At 51.7% G+C, this 25,580-nt stretch carries 30 protein-coding genes and 1 pseudogene; 17 read left to right on the top strand and 14 right to left on the bottom strand.

Features of this window, described 5'->3' with window-relative positions:
* Positions 1–106 precede the first annotated feature (106 nt).
* The 9 genes from hisB (at position 107) to tatC (ending at position 5,604) form a co-directional block, all read left to right on the top strand.
* A complete protein-coding gene (hisB, locus tag Q9O24_03725) occupies positions 107–700 on the top strand; it encodes an imidazoleglycerol-phosphate dehydratase HisB (protein ID MDQ7074260.1) in 594 nt (197 codons plus the stop codon).
* A gap of 9 nt (positions 701–709) precedes the next feature.
* Positions 710–1,354 (top strand): imidazole glycerol phosphate synthase subunit HisH, encoded by a 645-nt coding sequence (gene hisH / locus Q9O24_03720; protein ID MDQ7074259.1) that lies wholly within the window; start codon positions 710–712, stop codon positions 1,352–1,354.
* A gap of 107 nt (positions 1,355–1,461) precedes the next feature.
* On the top strand, positions 1,462–2,202 hold the full coding sequence (gene hisA, locus Q9O24_03715) for a 1-(5-phosphoribosyl)-5-[(5-phosphoribosylamino)methylideneamino]imidazole-4-carboxamide isomerase (GenBank protein MDQ7074258.1): 741 nt from the start codon (positions 1,462–1,464) through the stop codon (positions 2,200–2,202).
* A gap of 1 nt (position 2,203) precedes the next feature.
* Complete coding sequence (hisF, locus tag Q9O24_03710; GenBank protein ID MDQ7074257.1) at positions 2,204–2,977, top strand: imidazole glycerol phosphate synthase subunit HisF; 774 nt, start codon at positions 2,204–2,206, stop codon at positions 2,975–2,977.
* A gap of 111 nt (positions 2,978–3,088) precedes the next feature.
* Positions 3,089–3,469, top strand: coding sequence for a phosphoribosyl-AMP cyclohydrolase (hisI, locus tag Q9O24_03705; protein ID MDQ7074256.1), 381 nt, complete (start codon positions 3,089–3,091; stop codon positions 3,467–3,469).
* Positions 3,466–3,786, top strand: coding sequence for a phosphoribosyl-ATP diphosphatase (locus Q9O24_03700; protein MDQ7074255.1), 321 nt, complete (start codon positions 3,466–3,468; stop codon positions 3,784–3,786). The genes hisI and Q9O24_03700 overlap by 4 nt, the downstream gene beginning before the upstream one ends.
* A gap of 13 nt (positions 3,787–3,799) precedes the next feature.
* Positions 3,800–4,039, top strand: a complete 240-nt coding sequence (locus tag Q9O24_03695; protein MDQ7074254.1) for a Sec-independent protein translocase subunit TatA — start codon at positions 3,800–3,802, stop codon at positions 4,037–4,039.
* A 3-nt stretch (positions 4,040–4,042) separates the two neighbouring features.
* Positions 4,043–4,375: a Sec-independent protein translocase protein TatB gene (gene tatB, locus Q9O24_03690; protein ID MDQ7074253.1), complete on the top strand. Its 333-nt coding sequence runs from the start codon at positions 4,043–4,045 to the stop codon at positions 4,373–4,375.
* The gene (gene tatC / locus Q9O24_03685; protein MDQ7074252.1) at positions 4,372–5,604 is read left to right on the top strand and encodes a twin-arginine translocase subunit TatC; all 1,233 of its coding nucleotides are present in this window, start codon (positions 4,372–4,374) and stop codon (positions 5,602–5,604) included. Before tatB ends, tatC begins: the two co-directional genes overlap by 4 nt.
* Positions 5,605–5,622: 18 nt before the next feature.
* Here tatC and Q9O24_03680 read toward each other — a convergent pair whose 3' ends face one another.
* Together Q9O24_03680 and Q9O24_03675 are read right to left on the bottom strand one after the other, a co-directional pair.
* Entirely contained in the window at positions 5,623–5,925 is a 303-nt protein-coding gene (locus tag Q9O24_03680; GenBank protein ID MDQ7074251.1) for a putative addiction module antidote protein, read from the bottom strand.
* 3 nt (positions 5,926–5,928) lie between these two features.
* A pseudogene (locus Q9O24_03675) lies at positions 5,929–6,225 on the bottom strand (type II toxin-antitoxin system RelE/ParE family toxin).
* Between the two features lie 136 nt (positions 6,226–6,361).
* Here Q9O24_03675 and Q9O24_03670 point away from each other — a divergent pair.
* Positions 6,362–8,224 carry a DUF255 domain-containing protein gene (locus tag Q9O24_03670; GenBank protein ID MDQ7074250.1) on the top strand — a complete coding sequence of 621 codons (1,863 nt, stop codon included), beginning with the start codon at positions 6,362–6,364 and terminating at the stop codon, positions 8,222–8,224.
* A gap of 62 nt (positions 8,225–8,286) precedes the next feature.
* Positions 8,287–9,834, top strand: coding sequence for a 2,3-bisphosphoglycerate-independent phosphoglycerate mutase (gpmI, locus tag Q9O24_03665; GenBank protein ID MDQ7074249.1), 1,548 nt, complete (start codon positions 8,287–8,289; stop codon positions 9,832–9,834).
* Between the two features lie 142 nt (positions 9,835–9,976).
* On the opposite strand, the gene Q9O24_03660 is transcribed toward gpmI, so the two are convergent.
* Positions 9,977–10,615 carry an HAD-IA family hydrolase gene (locus tag Q9O24_03660; GenBank protein MDQ7074248.1) on the bottom strand — a complete coding sequence of 213 codons (639 nt, stop codon included), beginning with the start codon at positions 10,613–10,615 and terminating at the stop codon, positions 9,977–9,979.
* Between the two features lie 174 nt (positions 10,616–10,789).
* On the opposite strand from Q9O24_03660, the gene Q9O24_03655 reads away from it, so the two are divergent.
* The 3 genes from Q9O24_03655 (at position 10,790) to argA (ending at position 14,050) form a co-directional block, all read left to right on the top strand.
* The gene (locus tag Q9O24_03655) at positions 10,790–11,491 is read left to right on the top strand and encodes a HEAT repeat domain-containing protein (GenBank protein ID MDQ7074247.1); all 702 of its coding nucleotides are present in this window, start codon (positions 10,790–10,792) and stop codon (positions 11,489–11,491) included.
* A 100-nt stretch (positions 11,492–11,591) separates the two neighbouring features.
* Positions 11,592–12,752, top strand: a complete 1,161-nt coding sequence (gene argE / locus Q9O24_03650) for an acetylornithine deacetylase (protein ID MDQ7074246.1) — start codon at positions 11,592–11,594, stop codon at positions 12,750–12,752.
* Positions 12,749–14,050 (top strand): amino-acid N-acetyltransferase, encoded by a 1,302-nt coding sequence (gene argA / locus Q9O24_03645; GenBank protein ID MDQ7074245.1) that lies wholly within the window; start codon positions 12,749–12,751, stop codon positions 14,048–14,050. The genes argE and argA overlap by 4 nt, the downstream gene beginning before the upstream one ends.
* Here argA and trxA read toward each other — a convergent pair.
* Positions 14,047–14,427: a thioredoxin gene (gene trxA / locus Q9O24_03640; GenBank protein ID MDQ7074244.1), complete on the bottom strand. Its 381-nt coding sequence runs from the start codon at positions 14,425–14,427 to the stop codon at positions 14,047–14,049. The two genes, argA and trxA, sit on opposite strands and share 4 nt — an antisense overlap.
* 28 nt (positions 14,428–14,455) lie before the next feature.
* On the opposite strand from trxA, the gene Q9O24_03635 reads away from it, so the two are divergent.
* The 3 genes from Q9O24_03635 (at position 14,456) to Q9O24_03625 (ending at position 15,675) form a co-directional block, all read left to right on the top strand.
* Positions 14,456–14,944: a type II toxin-antitoxin system Phd/YefM family antitoxin gene (locus tag Q9O24_03635; protein ID MDQ7074243.1), complete on the top strand. Its 489-nt coding sequence runs from the start codon at positions 14,456–14,458 to the stop codon at positions 14,942–14,944.
* On the top strand, positions 14,941–15,204 hold the full coding sequence (locus Q9O24_03630) for a type II toxin-antitoxin system YoeB family toxin (protein ID MDQ7074242.1): 264 nt from the start codon (positions 14,941–14,943) through the stop codon (positions 15,202–15,204). Before Q9O24_03635 ends, Q9O24_03630 begins: the two co-directional genes overlap by 4 nt.
* A gap of 87 nt (positions 15,205–15,291) precedes the next feature.
* Entirely contained in the window at positions 15,292–15,675 is a 384-nt protein-coding gene (locus Q9O24_03625; GenBank protein MDQ7074241.1) for a YkgJ family cysteine cluster protein, read from the top strand.
* 112 nt (positions 15,676–15,787) lie between these two features.
* Here Q9O24_03625 and Q9O24_03620 read toward each other — a convergent pair whose 3' ends face one another.
* From Q9O24_03620 to Q9O24_03575, 10 genes are all read right to left on the bottom strand, one after another.
* A complete protein-coding gene (locus Q9O24_03620; GenBank protein MDQ7074240.1) occupies positions 15,788–17,161 on the bottom strand; it encodes a hypothetical protein in 1,374 nt (457 codons plus the stop codon).
* A gap of 90 nt (positions 17,162–17,251) precedes the next feature.
* On the bottom strand, positions 17,252–18,121 hold the full coding sequence (locus Q9O24_03615; protein ID MDQ7074239.1) for a cation diffusion facilitator family transporter: 870 nt from the start codon (positions 18,119–18,121) through the stop codon (positions 17,252–17,254).
* Positions 18,122–18,136: 15 nt separating this feature from the next.
* Positions 18,137–18,445 carry a putative addiction module antidote protein gene (locus Q9O24_03610; GenBank protein ID MDQ7074238.1) on the bottom strand — a complete coding sequence of 103 codons (309 nt, stop codon included), beginning with the start codon at positions 18,443–18,445 and terminating at the stop codon, positions 18,137–18,139.
* Positions 18,446–18,457: 12 nt separating this feature from the next.
* Positions 18,458–18,748: a type II toxin-antitoxin system RelE/ParE family toxin gene (locus Q9O24_03605; protein MDQ7074237.1), complete on the bottom strand. Its 291-nt coding sequence runs from the start codon at positions 18,746–18,748 to the stop codon at positions 18,458–18,460.
* 65 nt (positions 18,749–18,813) lie between these two features.
* Positions 18,814–21,975, bottom strand: coding sequence for a CusA/CzcA family heavy metal efflux RND transporter (locus Q9O24_03600; GenBank protein ID MDQ7074236.1), 3,162 nt, complete (start codon positions 21,973–21,975; stop codon positions 18,814–18,816).
* Positions 21,976–21,987: 12 nt separating this feature from the next.
* Complete coding sequence (locus Q9O24_03595; GenBank protein ID MDQ7074235.1) at positions 21,988–23,199, bottom strand: efflux RND transporter periplasmic adaptor subunit; 1,212 nt, start codon at positions 23,197–23,199, stop codon at positions 21,988–21,990.
* Entirely contained in the window at positions 23,196–24,452 is a 1,257-nt protein-coding gene (locus Q9O24_03590) for a TolC family protein (GenBank protein ID MDQ7074234.1), read from the bottom strand. Before Q9O24_03590 ends, Q9O24_03595 begins: the two co-directional genes overlap by 4 nt.
* 75 nt (positions 24,453–24,527) lie before the next feature.
* Positions 24,528–24,848 carry a hypothetical protein gene (locus tag Q9O24_03585; protein ID MDQ7074233.1) on the bottom strand — a complete coding sequence of 107 codons (321 nt, stop codon included), beginning with the start codon at positions 24,846–24,848 and terminating at the stop codon, positions 24,528–24,530.
* A gap of 115 nt (positions 24,849–24,963) precedes the next feature.
* Positions 24,964–25,221: an RNA-binding protein gene (locus tag Q9O24_03580; GenBank protein MDQ7074232.1), complete on the bottom strand. Its 258-nt coding sequence runs from the start codon at positions 25,219–25,221 to the stop codon at positions 24,964–24,966.
* A gap of 115 nt (positions 25,222–25,336) precedes the next feature.
* The coding region (locus Q9O24_03575; protein MDQ7074231.1) for a toxin-antitoxin system HicB family antitoxin at positions 25,337–25,580 on the bottom strand (244 nt) is incomplete at its 5' end.

Below are 25,580 nucleotides of genomic sequence, written 5' to 3'. Positions count from 1 at the left end.
GTAGTGGCATAGTACATCTGTCATCTAAGCATTGTAGTCCCACCCTAGTCTGCCTTGCTCAAGTTGTGTATCCTTGCCACACTTTTGTGGAAATGAGATAGAGCCGATGTCTGCGCGTACCGCCAACGTCTCCCGAGACACTTTGGAGACCCAAATCACAGTTGCCATTAACCTTGATGGCACAGGTCAAACCCACTTCGAAACCGGTGTGCCTTTTTTGGATCACATGCTGGATCAGATTGGCCGTCATGGCCTGATCGACCTCAATATTGTTGCCAACGGCGACCATGAAATTGACGATCACCACACCGTAGAAGACATCGGCATCACTTTGGGGCAGGCCTTCAGCGCTGCACTGGGTGATAAAAAAGGCATCGTCCGTTACGGTCATGCCTATGTGCCTTTGGATGAAGCGTTGTCACGGGTGGTGATCGACTTCTCCGGTCGGCCTGGCATTGAGATGCGCGCTGAAATGCCGCGCTCAATGGTGGGTAGTTTTGACACGGATCTGGTGTTTGAGTTTTTCCAAGGTTTTGTCAATCACGCCAATGTGAGCTTGCACATCGACAACCTGCACGGGCGCAATACCCACCACATAATCGAAACCATCTTTAAAGCCTTCGGTCGGGCGCTGCGCATGGCGATTGCACATGACCCGCGCATGGCAGGCATCATGCCCTCCACCAAAGGCAGCTTGTAGGATCGACTCATGACAACAATTGCGGTGATTGATTACGGCATGGGCAATTTGCGCTCGGTCTCCAAAGCGATGGAACATGTGGTGGCCAAGGGTGACAAGGTCATTGTCACCGATGATCCAGCAAAAATTCGCGCTGCCTCGCGGGTGGTGTTTCCCGGCCAAGGTGCGGCTAAAGATTGCATGGCGCAGTTGGCGCAGCACAAGGTGATCGAGGCGGTGATGGAGGCGGCGGCTGAGAAGCCTTTTTTGGGCATCTGCATGGGTCTGCAAGTGCTGCTCTCGCACAGCGAAGAGAACGGTGGCGTTGATTGCCTTGATCTGTTTTCAGGCAAGGTGCGCTTTTTTGGTCAAGAGTTGCGCGATACAGATTCCAATGAACGGCTGAAAATCCCTCACATGGGCTGGAACCGCGTCACTCAGCAGCAGCCCCATCCGTTGTGGCAGGGCATTGAAGATGAGGCGCGTTTCTATTTTGTTCACAGTTACTTTGTTGAGCCAGATGACCTGAGTTTGCGGGTGGGCAGCAGTGTTTATGGTGAGCGTTTTGCGACCGCCCTTGCCCGTGAGAACGTCTTTTCCTGTCAGTTTCATCCTGAAAAGAGCGCCCACGACGGTTTGCAGTTGTTGCACAATTTTGCCCGCTGGTCGGTTTGATGTTTCGGTTTGGGTGGGCAGACACATAGGTCTGCCCCTACGGTTACGTTGTTAAACCATTCCTAATGGTTTTTTAATACAATCTTTGATTTTAGAGAGATGTTCAGATGCTGTTAATCCCCGCAATTGATTTAAAAAATGGCCAATGTGTGCGCCTGCGTCAAGGCCGTATGGACGACGATACGGTCTTTGGTGATGATCCCGTGGCGATGGCCAGTCGCTGGGTGGATGCGGGTGCGCGTCGTCTGCATCTGGTGGATCTGGACGGGGCGTTTGCCGGTAAGCCGGTTAATGCAGGGGTGATTGGCGCAATTGCGAAAAAATACCCTGAGCTGCCGATTCAGGTGGGTGGTGGGATTCGCAACGCCGACAGCATAGCCGCTTATTTGGATGCGGGGGTCAGCTACGCCATCATCGGCACCCAGGCGGTGCGTGATCCGAGTTTTGTCACCGAAGCTTGCAAACGTTTTGCCGGTCACATCATTGTGGGTCTGGATGCCAACGACGGCAAGGTGGCGCTGGAAGGCTGGGCTGAGGCCTCTGATGTGGATGCCATCGAGCTGGCAAAACGTTTTGAGGGAGATGGCGTTTCAGCCATTGTTTACACCGACATCAGCCGTGACGGCATGATGCAGGGGGTCAACCGTGACGCGACTCAGCAGTTGGCGGAAGCGATGGACATCCCTGTCATCGCCTCCGGTGGGGTGAGCAATATGGACGACATTCGGGGCCTGATCGAGGTGCGTGAGTCGGGCATTATGGGCGCGATTATTGGCCGTGCTATTTACGAAGGCAGCATTGATCTGGCACAGGCGCAAGCCTTGACAGACGAGTTGGTCGGAGGCTGAGATGGGGCTGGCAAAACGCATTATTCCCTGTCTCGATGTGGACAATGGCCGAGTGGTGAAAGGGGTCAAGTTCGTCGAGATTCGTGATGCCGGTGATCCGGTGGAGATCGCACAGCGTTACGACCGCGAAGGTGCTGATGAGATTACTTTTCTCGACATCACCGCCACCGCCCACGAGCGCGATACGATGGTGCATGTGGTGGAGGCCATCGCTTCGGAGGTGTTTATCCCGCTCACCGTTGGCGGCGGCATTCGCACGGTGGAGGACGTACGCACGATGTTGATCGCCGGAGCGGATAAAATAGCGATTAATTCGGCGGCGGTGTTTCGGCCTGAGTTTGTGCGTGAAGCGGCGGATAAAGTCGGTTCACAGTGCATTGTGGTGGCCATTGATGCCAAACAAGTCAGCGGCGAAGGCGAGCCAAAACGCTGGGAAATTTTTACTCACGGTGGGCGTAAAACCACCGGCTTGGATGCGGTGGCGTGGGCAAAAAAGATGGCGGCTTACGGTGCGGGGGAGATTTTGCTCACCAGCATGGATCGAGACGGCACCAAAATCGGTTTTAATCTGGAGCTGACCCGTGCTATATGTGATGCGGTTTCGGTGCCGGTGATCGCTTCTGGTGGTGTGGGTAACTTGGATCACCTTTGTGAAGGGGTGTTGCAGGGCGGTGCTGATGCGGTGTTGGCAGCGAGTATTTTTCATTTTGGAGAGTACAGCATCGGTGAAGCAAAACAGCACATGGCCAAACGGGGTATCGAGGTGCGTCTTTAATGCCTGTGCTAAGCTAGCGCGCAATCAGTAGGGTCATGCTTTGTTGTTGTCTTTTGCGTAGAGGCGAATGTAGCGGCGAAATATTTTTCGCCCACAGGATAGAGAAACGTCATGAATTGGTTGGATGAAATTAAGTGGGATGCCAACGGTCTGTTGCCAGTGATTGCCCAAGAGGCCAGCAGTGGCCAAGTGCTGATGGTGGCGTGGATGAACCACGAAGCGTTACGCTTGAGCCATGCAAAGGGGGAAGCGGTCTACTGGTCGCGTTCGCGCTCGAAGCTCTGGCACAAGGGCGAAGAGTCGGGGCACACACAGTTGATTCAAGAGATGCGTCTTGATTGTGATAACGATGTGTTGCTGCTGCAAATTGAACAGCGGGGCGGCATCTCTTGTCACACCGGTCGTCAGCACTGTTTTTTTAAACGCTTGCAAGGGGGTCAATGGACGGCAGTAGAGCCGGTTTTGAAAGACCCCAAAGAGATCTACAAATGAGTGATGTGTTAACGCAGTTGGCCAAGGAGCTAGAGCAGCGTAAATCGGCGGATGCCAGCAGTTCTTATGTGGCCAGCTTGTACGCCAAGGGTCTGGATACCATTTTGAAAAAGGTGGGAGAAGAGGCGGTAGAGACGATTATTGCCGCCAAGGGCGAGGATAAAAACGCCTTGGTCTACGAGACCGCAGATTTATGGTTCCATACCTTGGTGATGCTTGCGGATCAAGGTTTGGGACCGGATGATGTATTGAACGAGTTGCAGCGCCGTTTTGGCCTTTCTGGGCTGGAAGAGAAAGCGTCCCGCAAATTAAAATAAGTGGAGAGAGACGATGGGTATTAGTATTTGGCAGTTGGTGATTATTCTGGCGATTGTGTTGGTGCTGTTTGGTGCCAAACGCTTGCGTAATATCGGCGGTGATTTAGGCTCGGCAGTGAAGGGCTTTAAAAGCGCCATGAGCGACGGCAACAGCGATGAGGCGAAAAAGCTGGCGGATAAAGCCGCCACTGACGCGACAGCTGAGCGCAGCGCCAGTGCGGAACCTGAGAAAAAAGAACAACCCAAAAGTTAATTTATGTTTGATATTGGTTTTTGGGAAATCTCCCTGATTGGTGTGATTGCTTTATTGGTGATCGGTCCTGAACGTTTGCCCGCTGTGGCACGCACGGTGGGTCTGTGGGTGGGCAAAATGCAGCGTTTTGTCAGCAACGTCAAAGACGATGTTAATCGTGAGCTGGAGACAGAGAATCTAAAGAAGATGCTCGGAGATCAAGAGTCACAGATTCAGGAGCTGAAAGGCATCATGAGTAACGTGCAAAAAGAGGTCAATGAGGGGGTGCAAAAAGCACAGGACTCTCTGGACACCTTGGAATCTGAGCAGAGCAAAACAGCGGATAAAAAAGTATGAGTGCAGCGCCGTTAGATCCAAATAAGAGCGACGTTGAGATCGAAAAAGAGCAAGGGTTTTTAACCCATCTGTTTGAGTTGCGCGATCGTTTGCTGCGCATGGTGCTGTCGATCATCGTGCTGTTTCTCTGTCTGTTCCCTTTCAACGGTGAAATTTATACTTGGTTGGCAGGACCATTGATGGCGCATCTGCCGGACAACAACAGCATGATTGCCACCGAGGTGGCCTCGCCGTTTTTGGTGCCGTTTAAGATGACTTTGATGCTGGCCGTTTTTCTTTCGGTGCCGGTGATTTTGTATCAGATGTGGTCGTTTATTGCCCCGGGTCTTTACCTGAAAGAGAAACGTCTGGTCAGGCCGCTGCTGATTTCCAGCACCTTGCTGTTTTATCTGGGGGTGGCCTTTGCTTATTATGTGGTTTTCCCACTGATTTTCTCCTTTTTTGCCAGTGTCACCCCCGAAGGGGTGGCGATGATGACCGACATCGGCAAATACCTCGATTTTATTATCACGATCTTTTTTGCCTTTGGCATGGCCTTCGAAGTGCCAATTGCGACCATTTTGTTGGTGGTGGTGGGCATGACCACGCCGGATAAACTGGCGGAAAAGCGCCCCTTTATTATCGTCGGGGCATTTGTCTTGGGGATGTTTTTAACCCCGCCTGATGTGATCTCGCAAACCTTGTTGGCGTTGCCGATGTGGTTGTTGTTTGAGATCGGTTTGCTCTTCTCCCGTCTGTGGGTCAAGCGCAAAGCTGAGGAGTCGGAGCCAGATCCAGAGGGTTCTGATGCCACTGCGGTGGTAGGCAGCACCGTTGCCACCGCAGTAGCCGCTGGTTCGGTGAGCAGCAGTGAAGCGAGTGAAGATTGGGGCTTGCCACCCCGTTCGCCGGACAACAGCCAAGCGGATTTTGAGATTCTTGAATACGAACCGCTGACCGACGAGCAGATGGAGTCGGAGTTGGATCAGATCGAATCTGATGAAACCGATGAAAAGGATGGCGACTCAGAGCAGGTTCCTGATGGGATTGAAAGCCGCAAAGAGCCTGAATCTGAGTTCGACCAAGAGGCCGCCGATGCAGAGGCCAATATGGAAGACTTAGAGGAAGAGTATCAAGATCAGGATGTGAATGCGTTGGGCAATGATCCTGATAATCCACCGAGTTATGAAGAGCCAAAGGAGCGACCACCCGAGGTGAAAAAAGATTCGCCCGCAAAGGGTAAGGATTAATTTTTCTTACAACCGTTTTTATGCTCCAGAGGTCACGCTGAGGTTCAGATCCAATGCTTTGAGTACGCGCGCCACGGTATCAAAACGGGGCGAGGCACCTGAACGCAGAGATCGGTAGAGCGCTTCGCGTGTTAATCCAGATTTATTGGCAATCTCTGTCATCCCTGTGGCACGAGCCACAACACCGAGCGCAGAGACCAGTGCAGCGGGGTCATCTTCTTCAAATGCGGTTTCTAGATAAGCTGCAATGTCTTCCTTGTTTTTTAGGTGTTCGGCTGGGTTAAAATCCGGCAAGTTTGAAACGTTGATTTTATCAATCATCTTTTAATCCTCCAGCATAGAAGCTAAACGAATGGCTTTTTTGATGTCTGTTTGCTGATTTGATTTGTTACCACCAGCTAACATGATAATCAAGACAGTACCGCGCAAGGTGTAATACATGCGCCAACCAGAGCCGAAAAATTATCGCATTTCGAAGACTCCACTCGCCACTGATTTCACATCGCCTAGATTACCTTGTGCGACTTTTTCGAGACGACGAATGAGTCGCGCTTTAACTTTAGAATCCTTTAGATTATCGAGCCAATGAGCAAATTCATCAGTGCGTTTAATTTTGTACATAAGACCAGTGTAGTCGATTGGTTACAGAACGTAAATCAGATGTTGTGTTGTATCTGAAAGAGGAGAGAAAATTTGCCCTTTGAGCCTCAACTGAGGTAAAACGGATCTTCCCCTTAGATTTATGGCTGATGTTCTGATGCTTAAATTATTCACCTTGTTGCTGTGTCTCTTCACCCTGCCGCTTTTTGCCGGCAATGAACTGAAAAACCACTTTTCCCCTTATTTAGCCATGCACGGTGATGATCCAGTGCAGTGGCGTGCTTGGGGTGCTGATGTGCTGGAGCAAGCCAAAAAAGAGAACAAGCTGATTTTGATCTCCAGTGGTTATTTTGCCTGTCACTGGTGCCATGTGATGCAGCGAGAAAGTTACCAAAACCCTGCCATTGCTAAGTTGCTCAATGATTCCTTTATCGCGGTCAAAGTGGATCGAGAGCTGGATGTGGCTTTGGATGCGTTGTTGATTCGGTTTGTGCAGCAGATGAACGGCTCGGCGGGTTGGCCATTGAACGTCTTTCTCACCCCCGAGGGTTACCCCCTATTGGGGTTGACCTATCGCCCTGCTGAGTCGTTTGAACAGCTCCTGATTAACCTCCGCGAACGTTGGCAGGAGTCGCCGCAGAGATTGGCGCAAATGGCGCAGATGGCTTCGGGACAGATCTTTAAAAAAGTGGCGTTGGAGCAAGGTGGTGTTCGCCCCGTGGCTGAACTGCGCCAAGAGCTGGTTGAGCAGGCGCTGAAATTGGGCGATGAGCTGCAAGGCGGTTTTGGTGAGCAGAGTAAGTTCCCACGGGTGCCGATGTTGTCATCGCTGCTGCTGGAGCTGCAAAGCGCGCCGAACGAAGAGCTGGAGGCCTTTCTGCGTTTGACGTTGGATCAGATGGCACATTTGGCTTTGCGAGATCATTTGGGCGGTGGGTTTTATCGTTACACCGTTGACCCCGGTTGGCAGCAACCCCATTTTGAAAAGATGCTCTACGACAACGCTTTGGCGGTGAGCCTTTACCTGCAGGCAGCACAGATCTTGGATCAGCCGCGTTATCGTCAGATTGCTTTTGAGACCTTGGATTTTATGTTGGCAGAAATGGCGCACCAAGAGGGCGGTTTTATCGCTTCTTTGTCGGCGGTGGACGATGACGGCAATGAAGGCGGTAGCTATCTTTGGCAGCGCGAAGAGCTGATGGCTGTGCTTAGCAAGGCGGAGTTTGCCTTGGCAGATAGGCTCTGGTCATGGCTGCCTATCTCAGAAGGCGAGCAGGTTTTGGGTCTGTTGCCGGTGGCGATTGAGAAGCCACAGCACTTGGCTAAAGAGCTGAAAATGAGTTTTTCGCTGTTGCAAGAAGAGCAGAAGATCATCCGCGCTAAACTGCATCGTTGGCGGCTGCAAAATCGTTCTCTGCCCAAAGACGGTAAACGTTTGGCGGGCTGGAATGGTTTGGCTTTGAGCGCGTTGTGTCAAGCCAGTGTTGCACCGGAGGGTGAGCGATTCCAAACTGCTGCAAGCAAACAGTTGGCGTTTGTGAATGGATTTTGGTCTAAAGGTGAGTTGCGGCGCGAGTTGAGCAGCACGAAGGGCGCGGCGTTTGCCGGTTACACGACAGTGGCGCAGGGATTGTGGCGCTGTGCTGTGGCGTTTCCAGCGCAGAAAAAAGCCTTGCAGGATCGGGTCGCTGAGTTGAGTGACAGAGCGTGGTCGCTGTTTTATCGGCAAGGCAGTTGGCGTTTGGGGCAAAAACCGCTGTTGCCGGTGTTGTTGCAACGGCCTTTATTGGATGATGGTCCACTGCCATCGCCGTCGGCACTGTTGTTGAAATTGAGTCCGCAGGTGTTGGCTGCCGGTTATCAGCCTAACTGGAAAGCGGATTATCAACAGGCTCTGCAAGCAGCAGGGCGCTTTTTATCCGGTCAAACGGTGCTCTGGTATGCAGAGCATATTGAGCTTTTTGTTTCTAAAAAGAGCCCTTTGCTGCCTGATTTGCGTATTGAGCCGGAAACCAGATGAAAAATAGGCTAAAATCTGCCCGCCTTTTCTATTGTTATGTTATGGATAAAAAATAAGCTCTTATGAAAACCGCTCATGCCGTGCCGCGCCAACCCGTTGTTTTAATCATTCTCGATGGCTTTGGGGTTAACCCAGGTCGTTTGAACAACGCCGTTCAACAAGCTAAAACACCCCGTCTTGATGACTATTTTTCTCATCATGGCCACAACTCTCTGGAAGCGTCTGGAAGAGCGGTGGGGCTGCCAGAGGGGCAGATGGGTAATTCTGAGGTGGGGCATTTGACCTTGGGTTGTGGTTGTATTACCCGTCAGGATCTGGTGAGAATTGATGATTCGGTGCAGGACGGCAGCTTTTATAAAATTTCTGCGTTTCTGTCCGCAATGGAGAAGGCCAAAGCCGCTGATCGACCAATTCATTTGGTCGGGTTGGTCTCTGATGGCGGGGTTCACAGCCACATTACACATCTGTTGGCGCTGATTCGCCTCTGCGCTCAGCAGGGCGTGCGACCGATGGTGCATATGATGACCGACGGTCGTGATACGGCTCCTCGTCATGCCAGAACCTATCTGCCTTCATTGTACGATGCTTTAGAGGGTGCTAATGGCACCATCGCCACCATCAGTGGTCGTTATCATGCGATGGATCGTGACAACCGCTGGGATCGTACCAAGCTGGCTTGGGATGTGATGGTTAACCATAAAGGCTGTTACTCCACCAGTGCGGAAGAGGCGATTGAAAACGCTTATGAACACGGTCGTGGTGATGAGTTTATTAAGCCGACGGTGCTGCCTGGTGCGGTAAAAATTGCGGATGATGACAGCGTTATCTTCTTTAATTTTCGCAACGATCGTCCGCGTCAATTGGCCGAGGCTTTGAGTTTAGAAGAGTTTGGCGGTTTTGATCGGGGCGATTATGAGCCGGTGACTGTGACCTGTATGACGGAGTACGACCCCAAATATTTGGCTCCCATTGCTTTTGCTCCTGAGCGTCCGCCAGTGATGTTGGGTAAGGTGGTCAGTTTGGCCGGTTTGCGTCAATTCCATTGCGCTGAAACAGAGAAATACGCTCATGTGACCTATTTCTTTAACGGCGGCAAAGAGCAGCCCTTTGCCGGTGAAGATCGCCTTGTGGTGCCTTCACCGAAAGTGGCTACTTACGATATGAAGCCGGAGATGAGCGCCAAAGAGGTGGCCGATGCGGTTATTACTGCCATTGAGTCAGAGCAGTATGGCTTTATTGTGGTCAACTTTGCCAACGGTGACATGGTGGGTCATACCGCTGTGCGTGAAGCCATCGTGATTGCAGTGGAGACTTTGGATAAAGAAGCGGGTCGGGTCTTGGATTGTGTGAAAAAGAACAACTGGTCGGCGATTTTGACCGCAGATCATGGCAACTGTGATGAGATGATTGATCCCGTTACCGGTGAGCCGCACACTCAACACACCACCTATCCGGTGCCTTGTTTGGTGGTGGACAAAGCCGCTTGGCGCTTGGCCAATGGCCAAGGGCTTAGTTCGGTGGCACCGACGGTATTGCAGTTGATGGGCATTCCGCAACCGGCTGAAATGTCAGGTAATTCCATGTTACTGGAAGAGGTGGATGTTTCTTAAGGAAAACTGAGACTCCGTTAACGGTTTCCTTCCTAGGAAGGCGATAAAGTTATTGCACGGTATTCGACTCCTCCCGATGCCGTATTTTTAAAGCCCGTTACTCATTTTTGAGTCGGGCTTTTTTGTGTCTGTTATCGCGGTTTTAGAGTTTCAGTAATTGTCTGGGGTGTTCCAGTAACCAATCCGGTTGGGCTTCTTGGAGCGCTTCGTAGCTGTTGTAGCCCCAACTGACCGCCGCAATTTTGATTCCGCATTGGCGTGCCGCTTCAATGTCACGCAGCTCATCTCCCACCATAATCACCTCTTGTCGGGGCAATTTGTGTTCTTTCAACAGCCGTTTGAGGTGTTGTGCTTTGCCCCACAGCGGTGAGGTGCCACTGATAAAATCGAACAGTTCCAGCTTGTGATACTGGTTGAAGAGGCGCAAGTTTTCTTCCGAATTGGAGCTGAGCAAACCCAAAGTACGGCCTCGGCTTTTCAGGGTATGGAGAATAATAGGAATACCGTTGATTGGACGGATTTTTTGTTGCTCACTTCGCATCATCTGGCGTGCTTTTTGAGCGATAAGGGGGACTTTAAGAATCGGTATTTGCAGATGACGAACAATCTCCAAGGCGCTTTTCTCTCGTAGGCTGGTCAGCTCAAGCGGGTGAATGGCACAGAAATCGTACATTTTAGCGAGTCTGTTAATCACCGTGATGGCGGTCTGTAAGCTGTCCGCCAGAGTGCCGTCGAAGTCAAAGATTAGGGTCGCTCTGTGGTTGGCAGTAGGGATCAGCATGGCTTGAGGTTCTCTGATAAAGAAGTGGAATTCTGATGTGAGATCTTACCCTCTACAGGGTGATTATTTCCTTAAATAGCGCCAATTTTGAGTCATTTGTTAGCACGCTGAACTATGATGATGCTCTATCGACGGTGTTGATAGGTGAGAGATTTAACAGGGAAGGGGTGAGGGATGTTTTTTTCTTCGAAGGGCGGTGGGAGTGAATCGTTTAATATGGAATTTTATGCCTCAGTGGCGACGGAAAATCACGCGCTGTTATTGATTTCACCGGATTGTGATTGTTCCGCTCAGCTTCTACAAGATCTCACTCAGTTATTGCAGGAATCTGCCTTGGCCAGTTTAGAAGTGGTCAATATTGCCGTGGACCCAGATCGTGCTCGCCGAATTAATTTACGTGCTGTGCCGTGGTTGCGTTTGGGTGAGTTTGAATTTGAAGGTGGGATTTCTACTCAGGAATTGAGATCGTGGGTGACGCTGCTCAATACAGAAGAGGGCATTATAAAGTACCTCAAACGTGAGCTGCAAAGTGGCAGTTTGCTGCGTTTGGAAAAGCTGCTGGCGGAGTCGCCTCACTGGGGTCAGCAGGTTTTGGCTCTGTTACAAGAAGAGGCGTTGCCCTTGCCCTTGCGTCTCTCCGCTGAGGCGCTGATGGAGGCACTGCACGGTCAAGAGGCGTTGACCATGATGGTGCCGAGTTTGATTGAGTGGTTGGCCAGCAGTAACCCACATCATCGCCGTGATGCGCTGCGTTATCTTTCCCTCAGTGGGGAGATGAAAATCATTCCGTTGGTGCGCGCGGCGGTGCATGACTCGAATGAAGAGGTGGCGGAGATGGCTGAGGAGTGTTTGGATATTTTGTTGAACGGTCTTTGATGGTGCTGTTTATCGGCGCAATGCGCTGAGCTTATTGCGCCCTACGTCGCGTTTGAATGTTTTATACTGATGGACTTCCTTGTCTGTTGGACGTTTCCCCATGACCTTTGCCAACCCGTTACTGAAAAAAATCGCCGCTCTGATCGAGCTGCCCTCCGTTAGCAGTGTCAATCCCAGCTTTGATATGGGCAATCGTGCGGTGGTGGAGCGGTTGGCGGAGTGGTATCGCGCCGCTGGTTTTGTGGTGGAGGTGTTGCCTCTCGCTGGGCAGCCGAATAAAGCCAATATGGTCGCCACTTTGGGTTCCGGTGCTGGCGGGCTGCTGCTCTCAGGCCACACCGATACGGTGCCGTGCAATGAGGAACTGTGGCAGAGCAACCCCTTTTTGCTCAGCGAACGTGATGGCAAGTTGTACGGCTTGGGCACGGCGGATATGAAAAGTTTTCTGGTTTTGGCACTGGAAGCGGCCAGCCTTTTCACTGCGGGGAAACTGCTCAAACCCTTAACGGTGATCGCCACCGCTGATGAGGAGAGCAGCATGGCGGGAGCTAAGGCGCTGCTGGCCAGCGGTCGTTCTCTGGCGGATTTTGCGGTGATCGGTGAGCCGACAGGGCTGCGTCCGGTGCGGATGCACAAAGGCGTGATGATGGAGGGCGTTCGCCTTATCGGTCAAGCGGGGCACTCTAGTAATCCGGCCTACGGCAACAGCGCCTTGGAGGGGATGAATCGCCTCATGACGGAGCTGCTGTTGCTGCGTGACGAGTTGCAGTTGCAATATCAAAACCCCGCCTTTGAGGTACCGGTGCCAACGCTGAATCTAGGCCATATTTGTGGTGGCGATAACCCCAACCGCATCTGTGGCCAGTGTGATCTCTCCTTTGATCTGCGCCCCTTGCCGGGAATGAAATTGGAACAGACCCGAAAAATGGTGCGAGAGCGTCTCAGTGAGCGGATGCAAGGCAGCGGTTTGAGCTTGGAATTTGAGAGTCTGTTTGATGGCATTCCCGCTCTGGAGACCGCTAAGGATTCTGAGATCGTCCAAGTGGCGGAACGGCTCAGTGGCTATGAGTCGGAGGCGGTGGCCTTTGGTACCGAAGCGCCCTATCTGACCGAGATGGGGATGCAGGTGGTGGTGATGGGGCCGGGTGACATTGCTCAAGCCCATCAGCCCGATGAATTTTTGCGCTTGGATGCTCTGCAACCAACGGTGGATCTGTTGCGGCGCTTGATCAATCATTTCTGTTTGCATCCCGCCTCATGAGCGCCTACGACGTGACCGCTCTGCGACAGATGTCGCCCTACGTCAACGCCCATCGTGGCCGTACCGTGGTGCTGGCCTTTTCTGGGCAGGCGTTGCTGGAGAAGCAGTTTTCCAGTTTGATTCACGACATCGCCCTTCTCAACAGCTTGGGGGTGCGTCTGGTGCTGGTGTTTGGAGTGCGTCCGCAAGTGGAGGCTCGGCTGAAAAGCCTTGGCATTGAGTCTCATGTTCAGCAAGGCATTCGCATTACCGATGATCAAACTTTGCCGCTGTTAAAAGAGGTCTGTGGCGCGGTGCGGGTGGAGATTGAGGCGCTGCTTTCTATGGGGTTGCCCAATACGCCGATGGCGGGCGCGTGTCTGCAGGTGTTGTCGGGCAATTTTGTTACCGCCAAGCCGTGGGGCATTCATGACGGCACCGATTTTTGCCATACCGGTGTGGTGCGGCGCATTAATGCCGTGGCGATGGATAAACTGCTGGCGGAGAATAACCTGTTGTTGCTTTCACCGCTGGGTTACTCCGCGACCGGCGAAGTCTTTAATCTGCACGCAGAAGAGGTGGCGACGGAGACGGCCATCGCGCTGCAGGCGGATAAGTTGATCTTTCTCACCGAGCAGGTGGGGGTGCTGGATCAGGCGGGCAATTTACTGGAGCAGCTTTCGCCGTCGCAGGCGCTTGCCCTTTCTGAGCAGATCAGTGACCTCGGTACTACGCTGCATCTGAAAAGTGCGGCGCGGGCATCGTTGCAAGGGGTGGCGCGGGTGCATTTGGTTGGGCGGCGGGATGGCGCGTTGCTGCAAGAGTTGTACAGCCGTGATGGCAGTGGCACCTTGATTACGGCGGAAATCTACGAGGGTGTGCGTTCAGCCAGCATTGAGGATGTGGGCGGCATTCTGGAGTTGATTCAGCCTTTGGAGCAGCGGGGGGTGTTGGTGCGCCGTTCACGGGAGCAGTTGGAGTTGGAGGTGGAACGCTTCACGGTGTTGGAACGAGACGGCATGGTGATTGGCTGTGCGGCACTCTATTCACAGCGGGATGCGGCTTGGGCGGAGCTGGCTTGTGTGGTGGTGCATGAGGCGTATCGGCGGCGGGGCAAAGCGGAGTTGTTGCTGCAACGGGTGGAGAAAAAGGCGCAAGAGCAGGGGGTTAGACAATTGTTTGTTTTAACCACGCAGACGGCGCACTGGTTTGTGGAGCGGGGTTTTGTGGCGGGGGATTTAAGCCAACTGCCCGCCGAGCGGCAGGCGTTGTACAACTATCAGCGTAACTCAAAAATCTTTGTGAAAACGCTCACTTAAGCGGATTTTTCACCTTCGGCTTCTTTTTCGGCAATCTCTTTACGCACGTCGTCCATGTCCAGATCTTGGGCGCGTTTGATCACATCTTCCAGCGCCGATTCTGGCAGCGCACCGGCTTGCATCATCAGGATGATCTGTTCGCGGAACAGGGCGATGGTGGGGATGGAGCGAATATTAAACTGGGTCGCCAATCCTTGTTCATCTTCGGTGTTCAGTTTGGCAAACACCACATCGGGGTGTTTTTCGGAGATTTTTTCATAGATCGGCGCAAAGGAGCGACAGGGGCCACACCAGGGTGCCCAAAAATCAATAATAACAATGTCGTTATTGTCGATGGTCTGTTGGAAGTTGCTTTCGTTGAGTTCAATAACGGCCATGTGTCTCTCCAAGATGGGCGGTTTTATAATGTGTCGATTACGGTTTATAGGGGCAAAAATAGAAAAAACAAGCTCAAACGGCGGTGTTTCGCCGAAGAAGGTGGAGTCTACTCTATTCGTTTCGGTTGGGGAATGGTTTCTAGTGGGTTGCAAAGGGGGGGGGAGCATACTTTCTCACAGGAAGGCGTGGGATGAGAACGTACTTATGACACGTCATTGTGGTACATTATCTGGTACGTTAAATGAGGCTGAAATCATGATGACAATGAGCGCAACCGAAGCGAGAAAAACCTTTTTTGAGCTGATTAAACAGACCACACAGCGACATGAAATTATTGAGATTCAACATAAATCTGGCAATGCAGTCATTATGTCTGCCGATGATTATGAAAGCTTACAGGAAACCTTACATCTTTTATCTCAACCTGATTTTAAGCAGACGTTTAATCAATCCATTCAGCAAGCTGATGCGGGGGAAGTCGTAAGCTTTGAGGATGTGTTCGGAGAACCTATGTGAGCTGTGAGCGCTATCAAATTTTGTTTACCAAGCAGGCGCAAAAAGAGATTTGCAAACTGACACCAAAGCTTAAATCTAAATTAAAAGATATTTTACGTCATAAAATCGCTGTCGTTCCGCAGAGTGGAAAGCGACTGGTTGGTGATTTAACGGGGTATTATTCAGTGCGTTTAAGCTTTCAAGATCGCATTGTCTATCGAATTGAGAGTGAACACTGTCTGGTATTGATTGTGAGGGAAAAATCACACTATGGAGAGTAAGTATCATTGCCATTATGTAAATTTATTGCGGAAGCTTGGTGACGATAAATAAATTTTTTAAAATAAAAACAGGACTTAATTCTTAACGTGAAAGAGTGCAATCAATGCGGAAAATGCTGTGTCAAATACGGCAACGGTGGTTTATCGGTTTCAACTGTTCAAGCAGATTATTGGGAAAACTACCGACCTGATATACATCGTTATGTAAACCAAGGTGAAATTTGGAGCGATCCCGAAACAGGCCAACAGATGGAAGTATGCCCTTGGTTAAGAAAAGTGCCGAAGCAAAATAAGTACACCTGTGATATTTATTATGACCGCCCTGACGACTGCAAATATTACCCTTCTACTGTGGATGAAATGGTGAGGGACGAATGTGAAATGCTGGAAGAAAAAGATCGAGCCAATCCAAAGCAAGCGCGAAGGGCATTAGATCAACTGATGCAAGACAGCCGCACTCCTTTTGAGTAGTGCGATTTTAATGACTTCCAGAAAAAAGCACCTTGACGGAATTGTGGTTTACCGATTAAGGCAAACCCAACAACGCCAGCAAGGTGCTCAGGGTGGTGAAAGAGTGAGCCGCTTAGGGCAGGTAAGTAAAGCAGCCTTGTACTGGAGTTCCGCCAGTTGTGAGGGTGCGTGAGACCTCCAGTGTGGTCAGATTGACCTCATAAAACACCCCGTTATTGGAAGCAAAAGCGTAGAAGAAATCACCGGCAGCATCGGTAAAGCTGGTGTGTGATTGCATGATCACGCTGTTCTGAGAAACGCCACTGACCATTAAATCTTTTATTTTTGTGTGGGTTGTGGTGTCAATAATAGTGACAAATTGAGCGCCGTGGTTGGTGACAATGCCAAGGCCTTTTTGCGGAATAAAGGTGGTGTGACCACTGCCCGATCCGGCCGGAATTTGTTTGATGATGTGCATTTTAGTGACATCAACAACTAAGACTTCACCGGCTTTTGAACCGACATAGAGATAACGACCGCTGGGGTGAAAGGTGGCGTGATGGCCGCCGGTTATTTCCGGTGCGGTGTGTGCGGTATCAAAGTTTGGGTTGTTGTGTTCATCCAAGGTGGCGGCATGATCGAAGGAGACCGAGCGATTAATGCTTAACATTTCATTTGAAAAATCAAGTTCTAAAACGCTGGGGGGGATATTGTCCAGTGCTGAGCCTTCGGTGATGACATAAAATTTGTTCATAACCGGATCATTCATAGCGATGCCGGTATCCATACCGTCGGAACCTTTGCCGATAAAATGATGCGCGGAGGTGGGCGTACTAATGGATTGTAAAAAACGAGTACTCCACTGGCCGTTCATTTGTTCAACTTTATAAGTGTCTATTTTTCTCACTTCTCGGTCGAGAATGGCAAACACCGTGCTGCTTAACCAGACAGGGTGTCCGGTGGCATTTGAGCCGCCGGTGTCAGTGGGAGTGACCAAAGTATTTCTACCTGCTGTGGCCACCACTTGATCTGTTTTTGGATCAATTAAGGAAGACATGGGTTTATCAATACCGCTGACCAATTGCAGACCAAGCACTTCGTTGTAGGCACAAGAGCGTGGTGTGTGTTGCAGCGGTACCGTACCGGTGATCTGTCGGGTGCTTAAATCAATGATCTCCATCCAAGGTGAGTTTCGAGTCACACCGTAGAGTTTATTTAAGTTGCCGTTACGCCCATCGGCGCGGCCTACGGTGTACGGTTTTAGGCCGTTGGTGGGGGTGTCGCTGCTCACCGACATGCTCTCTATGTCAATGCCAAGAATGCGTTGATTGGTGATGTCGCCATAAAAAGTAGTCAGCTTTCCTGTTGGCATCATATTGTTATTACTGTAACTGTAGGGCATGGGTGCGCCCAAATTACTCTCCATGGTCTGTGTGTCACAGCCGCTGATGATCAGCATTGAACCTATCAATAAGGTTGATTTTTGTAGCATGTTTTTGAGCTTCATAGGAAGTCCCTTTCATGTGTGTTAAAGAAAAATTATATTATAATATAATAATTAATTATTACGTGATGCGGTTGGCGTTTTTTTAAAAAATCATGATTTTTTTATCTCCAATTCTAATGTTGAGTGAGAAATAGAGAACTCTTCATCCAAACATTTCTTTAAATCATTTTTAATTTTTTCGCTTTGATTAAAGTCAGAAATAACGACGTGCGCCTCCAGTGCATTTTTATGCTCGTCCAGTTGCCAAACATGCAGATGATAAATCTGTTGCACACCTGCTACAGATTGCATGGCATTAATTACTTTTTTTAGCGACACGTTTTCAGGGGTTCCCTCCATTAAAATATGCACGGTTTTTGGCAACAGCGAGGCCGCTTGATAAAGCACATAAAATGCAATCATCAGCGTCAAGGCGGTATCGATCCAATACCACTGATACATTAAAATCAGCGCACCTGCGACAATGACCCCCAATGAGGCCAAGGCATCGGAAACGTTGTGCAAAAAAGCCGCTCGCATGTTTAGGCTCTCTTTTGCCATGCGGTAGGTGAGCAGGGCGGTAATGACGTCGATGATAAGGGCAATGCCTGCGACAACAATGACAATCCAACCCTCAATTATTTGCGGTGAAAAGAGACGCCATAGGGCTTCGTAAATAAGATAAAAACCCACCAAAACCAGCGTCACCAAATTAATCAGTGCGGCAATAATTTCCGCCCGTTTGTAACCGAAGGTTTTAAATTGATCTGCTGGTCGGCGGCCAATTTTACGCGCCACCCAAGCAATCAAAAGAGAGGCGGCATCGCTGAAATTGTGCAGCGCGTCCGCAATCAGTGCCAAACTGCCGGAGAGAATACCGCCGATAATTTGCGCCAGCGTGAGCAGCATATTAACGACGATGGCCAGCAGCAGCCGTCGATCACCCATGCTGTCGGTGTTGTGGTGATGATGATTGCTCATTGTTTTTAATCCAATTTAATCCTTGTTTTGGATTGCAACCTCTGTATGTAACCTTAAACCGAGGGCATGCATTACTTTTAAAATGGTATCAAAGGTGGGGATTCTCTCGCCGGAAAGTGATTTATACAGACTTTCTCTGGAGAGACCGGTCTCTTTAGCAATGTGAGACATGCCCCTTGCTCTGGCAATATCACCCAATGCTTTGGCGATAAAAGCAGCATCTCCTCCAGCTTCCTCAAGGCAGGCTTCAAGATACGCCGCTGATTCTTCTGGAGTGCGTAGATATTCAGCTACGTCGTACACGGTTGTTTCTGTTTTTTTCATAATGGTTTTACCTTATAAATTACGGGCAAGTTTTAATGCTTTTTGAATGTCTTTTGCTTGCGAGCTTTTGTCTCCACCGGCCAGAAGTATGATCAACTGCGATCCTGATTTTTTAAAATAGACTCGATAACCAGAACCACAATGGATCCGCAGTTCGGACACACCCTCGCCAATAGGTTTAACATCACCCAAATTGCCTTGTGCTAAGCGCTCTATTCGAACCAATATTCGGGAACGGGTTTTAATGTCTCGCAACCCATTAAGCCATTTGGCATAAAGTGACGTTTTTTGGATTTTTATCATGGGTTGTATCGTAGCCTCAAGGATACAGTTGTTCAAGGGTGAGGCCTCACACCTCACCGCTTTTCTTAGCGCCGCTGCTCTTTCAACATCGCTTTAGAAAAAACCGCATACAGCGCCGGAATCACAAACAAGGTCAGCAGCGTGGAAGAGACCAGCCCACCAACCACCACTGTAGCCAGCGGTCGTTGCACCTCGGAGCCGACTCCGCTGGAGAGCAGCATCGGGATCAGACCCAAAGCGGCAATGGAGGCGGTCATCAACACCGGCCGCAAGCGGGATAACGCGCCTTCAAAAACCGCCAAGTGCAGATTGTTTTCCCCACTCAGGCGTTGATTGATGGCGTTGACCATCACCACCCCATTGAGTACCGCCACCCCAAACAGCGCGATAAAACCGATGGAACCAGGGACGGATAAATATTGGCCGGAAATATAGAGCGCAGCGATGCCGCCAATCAAAGCCAGTGGCACATTGAGCATGATCAGCGCCGCTTGCCCCACGGAATGAAAGGCAAAATAGAGCAGTAAAAAGATCAAACCCAAAGAGAGCGGCACCACCACCATCAAACGCGCTTGAGCGCGTTGCTGATTTTCAAACTGGCCGCCATAGACAATGCTGTAACCGGTGGGTAGATCAATGTCACGGGCGATGCGCTGTTGCAGTTCACTGACCAATCCGCCCATATCACGGCCTTCCACATTGGTCTGAATCACCACCCGTCGCTGCACATCGTCACGCCGAATCTGCGGTGGTCCTGATTCGATCTCCACCTGTGCCAGATCGCCCAGTTTCACCCACGCTCCGCTGGGCGCTTGCAGAATCAAACTGCGAATGGCCTCAATGCTGTTGCGCTGCTCTTCTGCCAGCCGCACGGTGATGTTGTAGCGTTCATTGCCGTTGATGACCTGACCGGCTTCACGACCGCCAATGGCGTCGCTGACCAAATCCATCACCTGAGCTACGGAGATGCCGTAACGTGCCAAGGCTTCTCGATCAGGGCGAATGGCGAGTTGCGCTTCACCGCCGATCTGCTCCATCTCCACCCCACGGGTGCCTTCCACTTGGCGAACCAATGCCTCGATCTCTTTGCCGGTTTTGGCCAGTTGTTGTAGATCGCTGCCAAACAGTTTGATCGCCAACTGCGCTTTGACCCCCGAGAGCAGTTCATCGACGCGGGTGGCGATGGGCTGTGAAAAGGAGAACAACAAACCGGGATGCACGGACATTTTCGCTTCCATCAGCCGTTGCAGATCCTTGCGATTGTTGGCAGATGTCCATTCCGAGACGGGTTTGAGGCCGATAAAGATCTCCACATTGGAGACCGGCTCAGGATCACCGCCAATCTCAGCACGGCCAATGCGGCTGGAGACGTAGAGCACCTCGGGGAAGGTCATCAGCTCTTTTTCCAGCTTTTGTGCCACTTTAAGAGAGGTGTCGAGGCTGGAAGAGGGGGCGAGGGTGATGCGTACATTGATAGTACCCTCTTCCAGTTCTGGCACAAATTCAGTACCGAGAAGCGGAACCAGAGCGAGGGAGCCGAGAAACAGCGCCAAGGCGACGACCACCACCAGCGTGCGCATTTTCAACGCTGCGCCGAGCAGCAGCCGATAGAGCTTCTCCAGCGGAATCATAATCCAACTGCGGCGCTCTTTGACCCCTTTGGTAAACAGGTAGGTGGCCAGCGCGGGGACGACGATCAGTGCCACCAGCAGTGAAGCGATCATGGCCAAGACAATGGAGATGGCCATCGGTTGAAACAGTTTGCCTTCCACCCCTTCGAGGCTGAACAGCGGCGCAAAGACGATGATGATGATCAGCACGGCGTAAAAAACCGGCCTGCCCACTTCTCGTGCCGCTTCTTGAATGCGCAGGGCGATGCCGTGGCGATCCGGTTCGCTGCGGCCTTTTTGGTGTTGTGCATCGGGGTGGGTGAGGTGGCTGAAGATGTGTTCCATCATCACCACCGAGCCGTCCACCATCATGCCAATGGCGATGGTCAGACCGCCCAAAGACATCAGGTTGGCGGAAACACCCCACTGTGCCATTGCCATCAAGGCGAGCAAAATGGAGATCGGTACGGAGATCAGTACCAACAAGGTGGCGCGCAGATTAAGCAAAAAGAGCATTAAGATAATGACGATCAAAACAAAGGCTTCCAACAACGCATTGCTGACGGTGCTGACCGCCTTGTCCACCAGATCCGATTGATCGTAGACCGCTTCCAGTCTCACTCCATCGGGCAGCGCCATCTGAATCGCTGGTAGACGATCTTTGATGCTGTCAATGGTGGCTTTGGTGTTGGCTCCCATGCGTTTGAGCACCACACCGGCCACCACTTCGCCCAAAGAATTGGGTTCACCGTTGGCGTCACGCAGGGTCATGGTGACCGCGCCTTGACGAATTTCAGGGCCGAAATTAATCTGTGCCACATCGCGCACCCGCACCGGCACACCGTCCACATCCAGCAGAGGAATGTTGCCGATGTCTTGCAGCCCCAATTGACCGCTGCGTAACCAACCGACACCGCGAATCACCAGCTGCTCTTCACCGCGATCCAGATACCAGCCTCCGGCGTTGCGGTTGTTGTTTTCGATGGCGTTGGCCACATCGTCACTGGACAGTTGGTAGGCCAGTAGGCGTTGTGGGTCGAGCTGCACTTGGTATTGGCGCACTTCGCCACCAAAAGAGAGCACTTCCGTCACTCCAGGTACGGGCATCAAGAGCAGTTTAACCACCCAATCGTTGAGGCTGCGCAAGGCGATGGCATCGTATTTAGAACCCTCTTCGGCGCGCAGAATGTACTGGAATACTTGGCCAAGGCCGGAGGTATTGGGTCCCATTCCGGGGGTGCCGATGCCGTTGGGGATCTGTTCTTTGGCTGCTTGCAGGCGTTCAAACACCAGTTGGCGGGCAAAGTAGATGTCCGTGCCTTCGCTGAAGACCACGGTGATCACCGACAGGCCGGTTTTGGAAATGGAACGCACCTCTTGCACATCGGGCAAGGCGTACATCACCGCTTCGATGGGGAAGGTGATCAGTTGTTCGACCTCTTCGGCGGCCAGCCCTTGCGCTTCGGTGTTGATCTGCACTTGCACGTTGGTGACATCGGGAAAGGCATCCAAATTGAGCTTGGGCAGCAGTAGGGTCGCTCCGACCAACGTGGCGATCAGCGCCAACAGCACCATCAGCCGATTTTCAATACCGAGATCAATGATTCGATTTAACATGATCTGTTTTCCTTAGTGGTTGTGGACTGAAAAGCCGCTTTTGGCAATTTCCGATTGGACAAAAAACGCCCCAGCGGTGACCACGGTGCTGCCGATCTCAATGCCGCTGATTAAGGTTTGATTTCCCACGGTGCGCAGCACTTTCACCTCTTGGGCAACAAAACGACCGGGGGCCGTTTCTAAAAAGACCTGCCAGTCACCATCGGCGGCGCGCAGCACCGCTTGCAGAGGCACGACGATGCCGGTAAGGCTCTGTTTGCTCTCAATCACGGCGCTGACAAATTGGCCTGGGTGCAGCCGTTCATCGCGGTTGTCCACCTCGATGTGAATGGCCAGCGTGCGGGTGGTTTCATCGAGGCTGTGGCGAGCCTGGGTGACTCTGCCTTGTAGGGTGTGTGACCCCACTTGGATCTGTGCTTTGGCACCCAGAGTGATGTTGGTGGCCTCTTCGGGGCTGAGACGCGCTTCGACCCAGAGACGGGTTTCATCGCTGATTTGGATTAAAACGCGCCCGGGCTGGATCAACTCACCCAAGACAAAATCATCGCTGATGACGGTGCCGTCTTGCAGGGAGAGCAGTTGGAATTCACCTGTGGCACGGCTGGCATCGCCGGTTTTGAGTAGGGTTTGAATTTGATCTTCGCTCATGCCGAACGCGCGCACTTTGGCGTAGGCTTGTTGATAGGCAATGTGCGCTGCCACGTAACGTTTGTCGGAGACGGTTTTGCGCCCGAGACGCTTGACTCGTTTCCACTCCAGATTATTTTCCATCAATAGCCCCTGTGCTTGAGACATCTCGACGCTGGATAGGCTGATTAAGATTTGACCTTTTTTGACTTGATCTCCCAATTGCACATGGCGCTTGATGATTTGGGCAGCGGTGCGTGGGGTGATTTTGCTGCTGCGGTAGGCGTTTAGAACGGCTTGACCTGGGGCGGTGATGGCTGCGCCTAGAGAGAATGTCCGTACTTTTTCGGTTTTGATGCCCGCCATTTTTTGTTGCGCGGGGCTGAGTTCGGCATCGCCAGATGCTGCGCCGTGAGCGCCTTCTTTCTCTTCACCGTGGTCGTCGTGATCGTCTTGTTTTTCGTTCTTGTTTTCGGTGTGTTGAGGGCTTTTTTCCTGATGTTCTGCTGCGTGCTCGTGGTCATGCGCCTCTTCTGCCCACGCGGTGGAGGTAAGGCTAAGAGTGAGTAGCAAGGCGACTAAGGGGCTGTTTTTCATTGTTGTTCTCCAGAAGGTGAGGCTTGGGTGCTGAGGTTGAGCCAGTCGTTCATTTGGCCGGAGGCGCTTAACCAGAGCAGGTGCGCCTGTTGCAGTTCGCCTTTGAGGCTGAGGGCGGCGACTTGGGTGTCGATGCTCTGTTTGGCTTGCAGCAGGTAGTCGCTGGCGCTCAATTCACCGGCGTTCCACAGTTGTTCGAGCCATTTTTTCTGATCGTTTTGTGCCTGTTGACCGCTCTTTAACCAGCCTTGCCACGCTTGGTTCATGGTCTGAAAGCGTTTCAGTGCGCCGTTGAGTTTGGCGCGGGCGCGGCGCTGTTGGGTGAGGTAGTCCTGTTCCGCCTGTTGGGCTTGATGGCGAGTGGCGAGCACTTCGGCACTGAAGTCGTTACGGATAAACAGTGGAATCTCCAAGCTGAGACCGATGCGATTTTCGCTGCCATCTCGACCGCCACTGAGACCGAGGGTGGGGTCGGCTTGCTGTTCTTGTTCGGCTTGCCGAATGCGATTTTTGCTCAAGATCAGTTGGGCGCGTTGCATCTGCATTTCGGCCAAATTTTCCAGCAAGGCTTCTGTCTCTATCGTTACCGGTGGATATGGGGTGTTGGTTGCCAGTTGCGGCCAGTTGCGGCTAACGCCCGTCAGAGCGTGCAGTGTGGCCTCGTTGTCGGCCAGATCCGCTGCACGGCTGGCCTGTTGCATGACGGCTTCGCTGTAAGCGAGTTTGGCCAGTGCCGTATCCAGCAGGCGCATGTCACCGGCACGGTAGCGGGTCTGCACACTGCTGCTAAACCGCTGCATCAATTCGCTGCGTTGGGAGGCTAAGGCGAAGAGCTGTTGCGTGGTTTGATAACGGCTCAGTGCGAGCAGGGTGTCATTGCTCAGTTGGGTGCGAATCAAGTGCAGGCGAGTTTGATAAGCGCTGATTGCTTTGCGCGCCCTATTTTGGCGAGCGAGGCGTTTGTCGTGCCAGTCGAGGGTTTGGCTCAGTCCCAGCGTGGCGCTGCTGATGTCGCTGCGTTCGGCATCCAGTTGCAGCGAGGGATTATAGAGAGGTTGGCTGGCGGCGTGTGCCTGCGCCCGAGCCGCTTCGATGGCGGCTTTGGCGGCGGCCAGTTCGGGGCTTTGTTGCCAAAGTTGTTGAATAAATTGGCGTAATTCGCTTGAATTTTGCGCCGTTTCAGTGGCGTGCGCCCAAGAGGGCAAAATTAGGCCAGCGCAGAAGCCAGCCACCAGCAATGGGTGTTTTAACATGATCTAAATTCTTTCCGTGCGAGGAACAGAAACGCAGCGCGAACGAGGGCGCAGCAGGCACAACGTTGAAAGAAATTAGTGTATGGGAGGGCGCAGCAGAGGGGCGATGTAACGCAGGGAGGTGGCTTGAGTGGGGTGAAGGTGTGAAGGTGCGCTGTGATGGCGATTGCTGGGCGCGTGAGGCACCAGCATGGCGAGCAGGTGCGCGCTGGCATGACAGCAGTGGTCATCAAGGTGGGTGTCATTGCTGTCATTGAGGCTGGTGTCGGTATCCAGCAGCAGATCAAGCGCAACGGAATCATGACCCACCATCGCCTCGGGATGCGTATCCCAGGCGAAGGCCAGCCCGCTGGAGAGCGTGCTGAGCAACATGAGGTAGATCAGAATTCGTTTCATAAGTGCGTTTTAGCCTAGCGGAAGCCTTGTGGGGTTGTCAACGCTGGATTGATGACGTTGTGAAGCAGTAGAAGCATTCTTTGAGCCAGCTCATAACTGCGTCTGCTTTTTTAACTTAAGGGTTTTGGCTGCCATCGGGGTCAACTTTTTTCACGCGGATTTTGCTGCCGCCAACGGTTGTGTTGTTGAGGTTTTTCAGTGCCGCTTTTGCATGACCTACTTTTGGTATCTCAATGAAACCAAAGCCTTTGGACTGACCGCTGTTTTTGTCCATGACCAAATCGCATGATTGCACTGTTCCGTATTTTTGAAACAAGCGTTTTAGCTCTTCTTCTGTGATTGATCGGTCTAAGTTGCGTACTAATAGTTTCATGTCTGTTCCGGGTGGGGGTTTTTAGTACGGGCAACGATGCCAGATTTAGGCGCTAAAGAGAAGCACAATGACTCAGCAGGGAGACTGAGTGGAGTTCAGAACCGGTTTCGGGCGGTTACTTGATGCGATCCCATTCGGGTACTGCTTTCCGTTTTGGTACCGCCGCCAATATTTTTTGCACTTTGCTTTTGAGTTGCGTGATGTTTTTTTTCGAGATACGCGCTTCAAGCATCGACAAGGCTTCCCGTTGACTTAATTGGGTGGTTAAAAAATAGTTGGCTAAATTATTCAGAGAAACACCCTGCTGTTTGGCTTCATGCTCCAATCTACTTTTTAGCTCTACAGGTACTCGCAGTGTA

The sequence above is a fragment of the Gammaproteobacteria bacterium genome (assembly GCA_030949385.1).
GTDB lineage: Bacteria > Pseudomonadota > Gammaproteobacteria > JAUZRS01 > JAUZRS01 > JAUZRS01.
This window is presented reverse-complemented; position numbering and strand designations above follow the sequence as displayed.

Bases quoted from the DNA above. Each gene is read 5' to 3' on its own strand.
- hisB (MDQ7074260.1), top strand. From the start codon at position 107: ATGTCTGCGCGTACCGCCAACGTCTCCCGAGACACTTTGGAGACCCAA.
- hisH (MDQ7074259.1), top strand. From the start codon at position 710: ATGACAACAATTGCGGTGATTGATTACGGCATGGGCAATTTGCGCTCG.
- hisA (MDQ7074258.1), top strand. From the start codon at position 1,462: ATGCTGTTAATCCCCGCAATTGATTTAAAAAATGGCCAATGTGTGCGC.
- hisF (MDQ7074257.1), top strand. From the start codon at position 2,204: ATGGGGCTGGCAAAACGCATTATTCCCTGTCTCGATGTGGACAATGGC.
- hisI (MDQ7074256.1), top strand. From the start codon at position 3,089: ATGAATTGGTTGGATGAAATTAAGTGGGATGCCAACGGTCTGTTGCCA.
- Q9O24_03700 (MDQ7074255.1), top strand. From the start codon at position 3,466: ATGAGTGATGTGTTAACGCAGTTGGCCAAGGAGCTAGAGCAGCGTAAA.
- Q9O24_03695 (MDQ7074254.1), top strand. From the start codon at position 3,800: ATGGGTATTAGTATTTGGCAGTTGGTGATTATTCTGGCGATTGTGTTG.
- tatB (MDQ7074253.1), top strand. From the start codon at position 4,043: ATGTTTGATATTGGTTTTTGGGAAATCTCCCTGATTGGTGTGATTGCT.
- tatC (MDQ7074252.1), top strand. From the start codon at position 4,372: ATGAGTGCAGCGCCGTTAGATCCAAATAAGAGCGACGTTGAGATCGAA.
- Q9O24_03680 (MDQ7074251.1), bottom strand. From the start codon at position 5,925: ATGATTGATAAAATCAACGTTTCAAACTTGCCGGATTTTAACCCAGCC.
- Q9O24_03670 (MDQ7074250.1), top strand. From the start codon at position 6,362: ATGCTTAAATTATTCACCTTGTTGCTGTGTCTCTTCACCCTGCCGCTT.
- gpmI (MDQ7074249.1), top strand. From the start codon at position 8,287: ATGAAAACCGCTCATGCCGTGCCGCGCCAACCCGTTGTTTTAATCATT.
- Q9O24_03660 (MDQ7074248.1), bottom strand. From the start codon at position 10,615: ATGCTGATCCCTACTGCCAACCACAGAGCGACCCTAATCTTTGACTTC.
- Q9O24_03655 (MDQ7074247.1), top strand. From the start codon at position 10,790: ATGTTTTTTTCTTCGAAGGGCGGTGGGAGTGAATCGTTTAATATGGAA.
- argE (MDQ7074246.1), top strand. From the start codon at position 11,592: ATGACCTTTGCCAACCCGTTACTGAAAAAAATCGCCGCTCTGATCGAG.
- argA (MDQ7074245.1), top strand. From the start codon at position 12,749: ATGAGCGCCTACGACGTGACCGCTCTGCGACAGATGTCGCCCTACGTC.
- trxA (MDQ7074244.1), bottom strand. From the start codon at position 14,427: ATGGCCGTTATTGAACTCAACGAAAGCAACTTCCAACAGACCATCGAC.
- Q9O24_03635 (MDQ7074243.1), top strand. From the start codon at position 14,456: ATGTGTCGATTACGGTTTATAGGGGCAAAAATAGAAAAAACAAGCTCA.
- Q9O24_03620 (MDQ7074240.1), bottom strand. From the start codon at position 17,161: ATGAAGCTCAAAAACATGCTACAAAAATCAACCTTATTGATAGGTTCA.
- Q9O24_03615 (MDQ7074239.1), bottom strand. From the start codon at position 18,121: ATGAGCAATCATCATCACCACAACACCGACAGCATGGGTGATCGACGG.
- Q9O24_03610 (MDQ7074238.1), bottom strand. From the start codon at position 18,445: ATGAAAAAAACAGAAACAACCGTGTACGACGTAGCTGAATATCTACGC.
- Q9O24_03605 (MDQ7074237.1), bottom strand. From the start codon at position 18,748: ATGATAAAAATCCAAAAAACGTCACTTTATGCCAAATGGCTTAATGGG.
- Q9O24_03600 (MDQ7074236.1), bottom strand. From the start codon at position 21,975: ATGTTAAATCGAATCATTGATCTCGGTATTGAAAATCGGCTGATGGTG.
- Q9O24_03595 (MDQ7074235.1), bottom strand. From the start codon at position 23,199: ATGAAAAACAGCCCCTTAGTCGCCTTGCTACTCACTCTTAGCCTTACC.
- Q9O24_03590 (MDQ7074234.1), bottom strand. From the start codon at position 24,452: ATGTTAAAACACCCATTGCTGGTGGCTGGCTTCTGCGCTGGCCTAATT.
- Q9O24_03585 (MDQ7074233.1), bottom strand. From the start codon at position 24,848: ATGAAACGAATTCTGATCTACCTCATGTTGCTCAGCACGCTCTCCAGC.
- Q9O24_03580 (MDQ7074232.1), bottom strand. From the start codon at position 25,221: ATGAAACTATTAGTACGCAACTTAGACCGATCAATCACAGAAGAAGAG.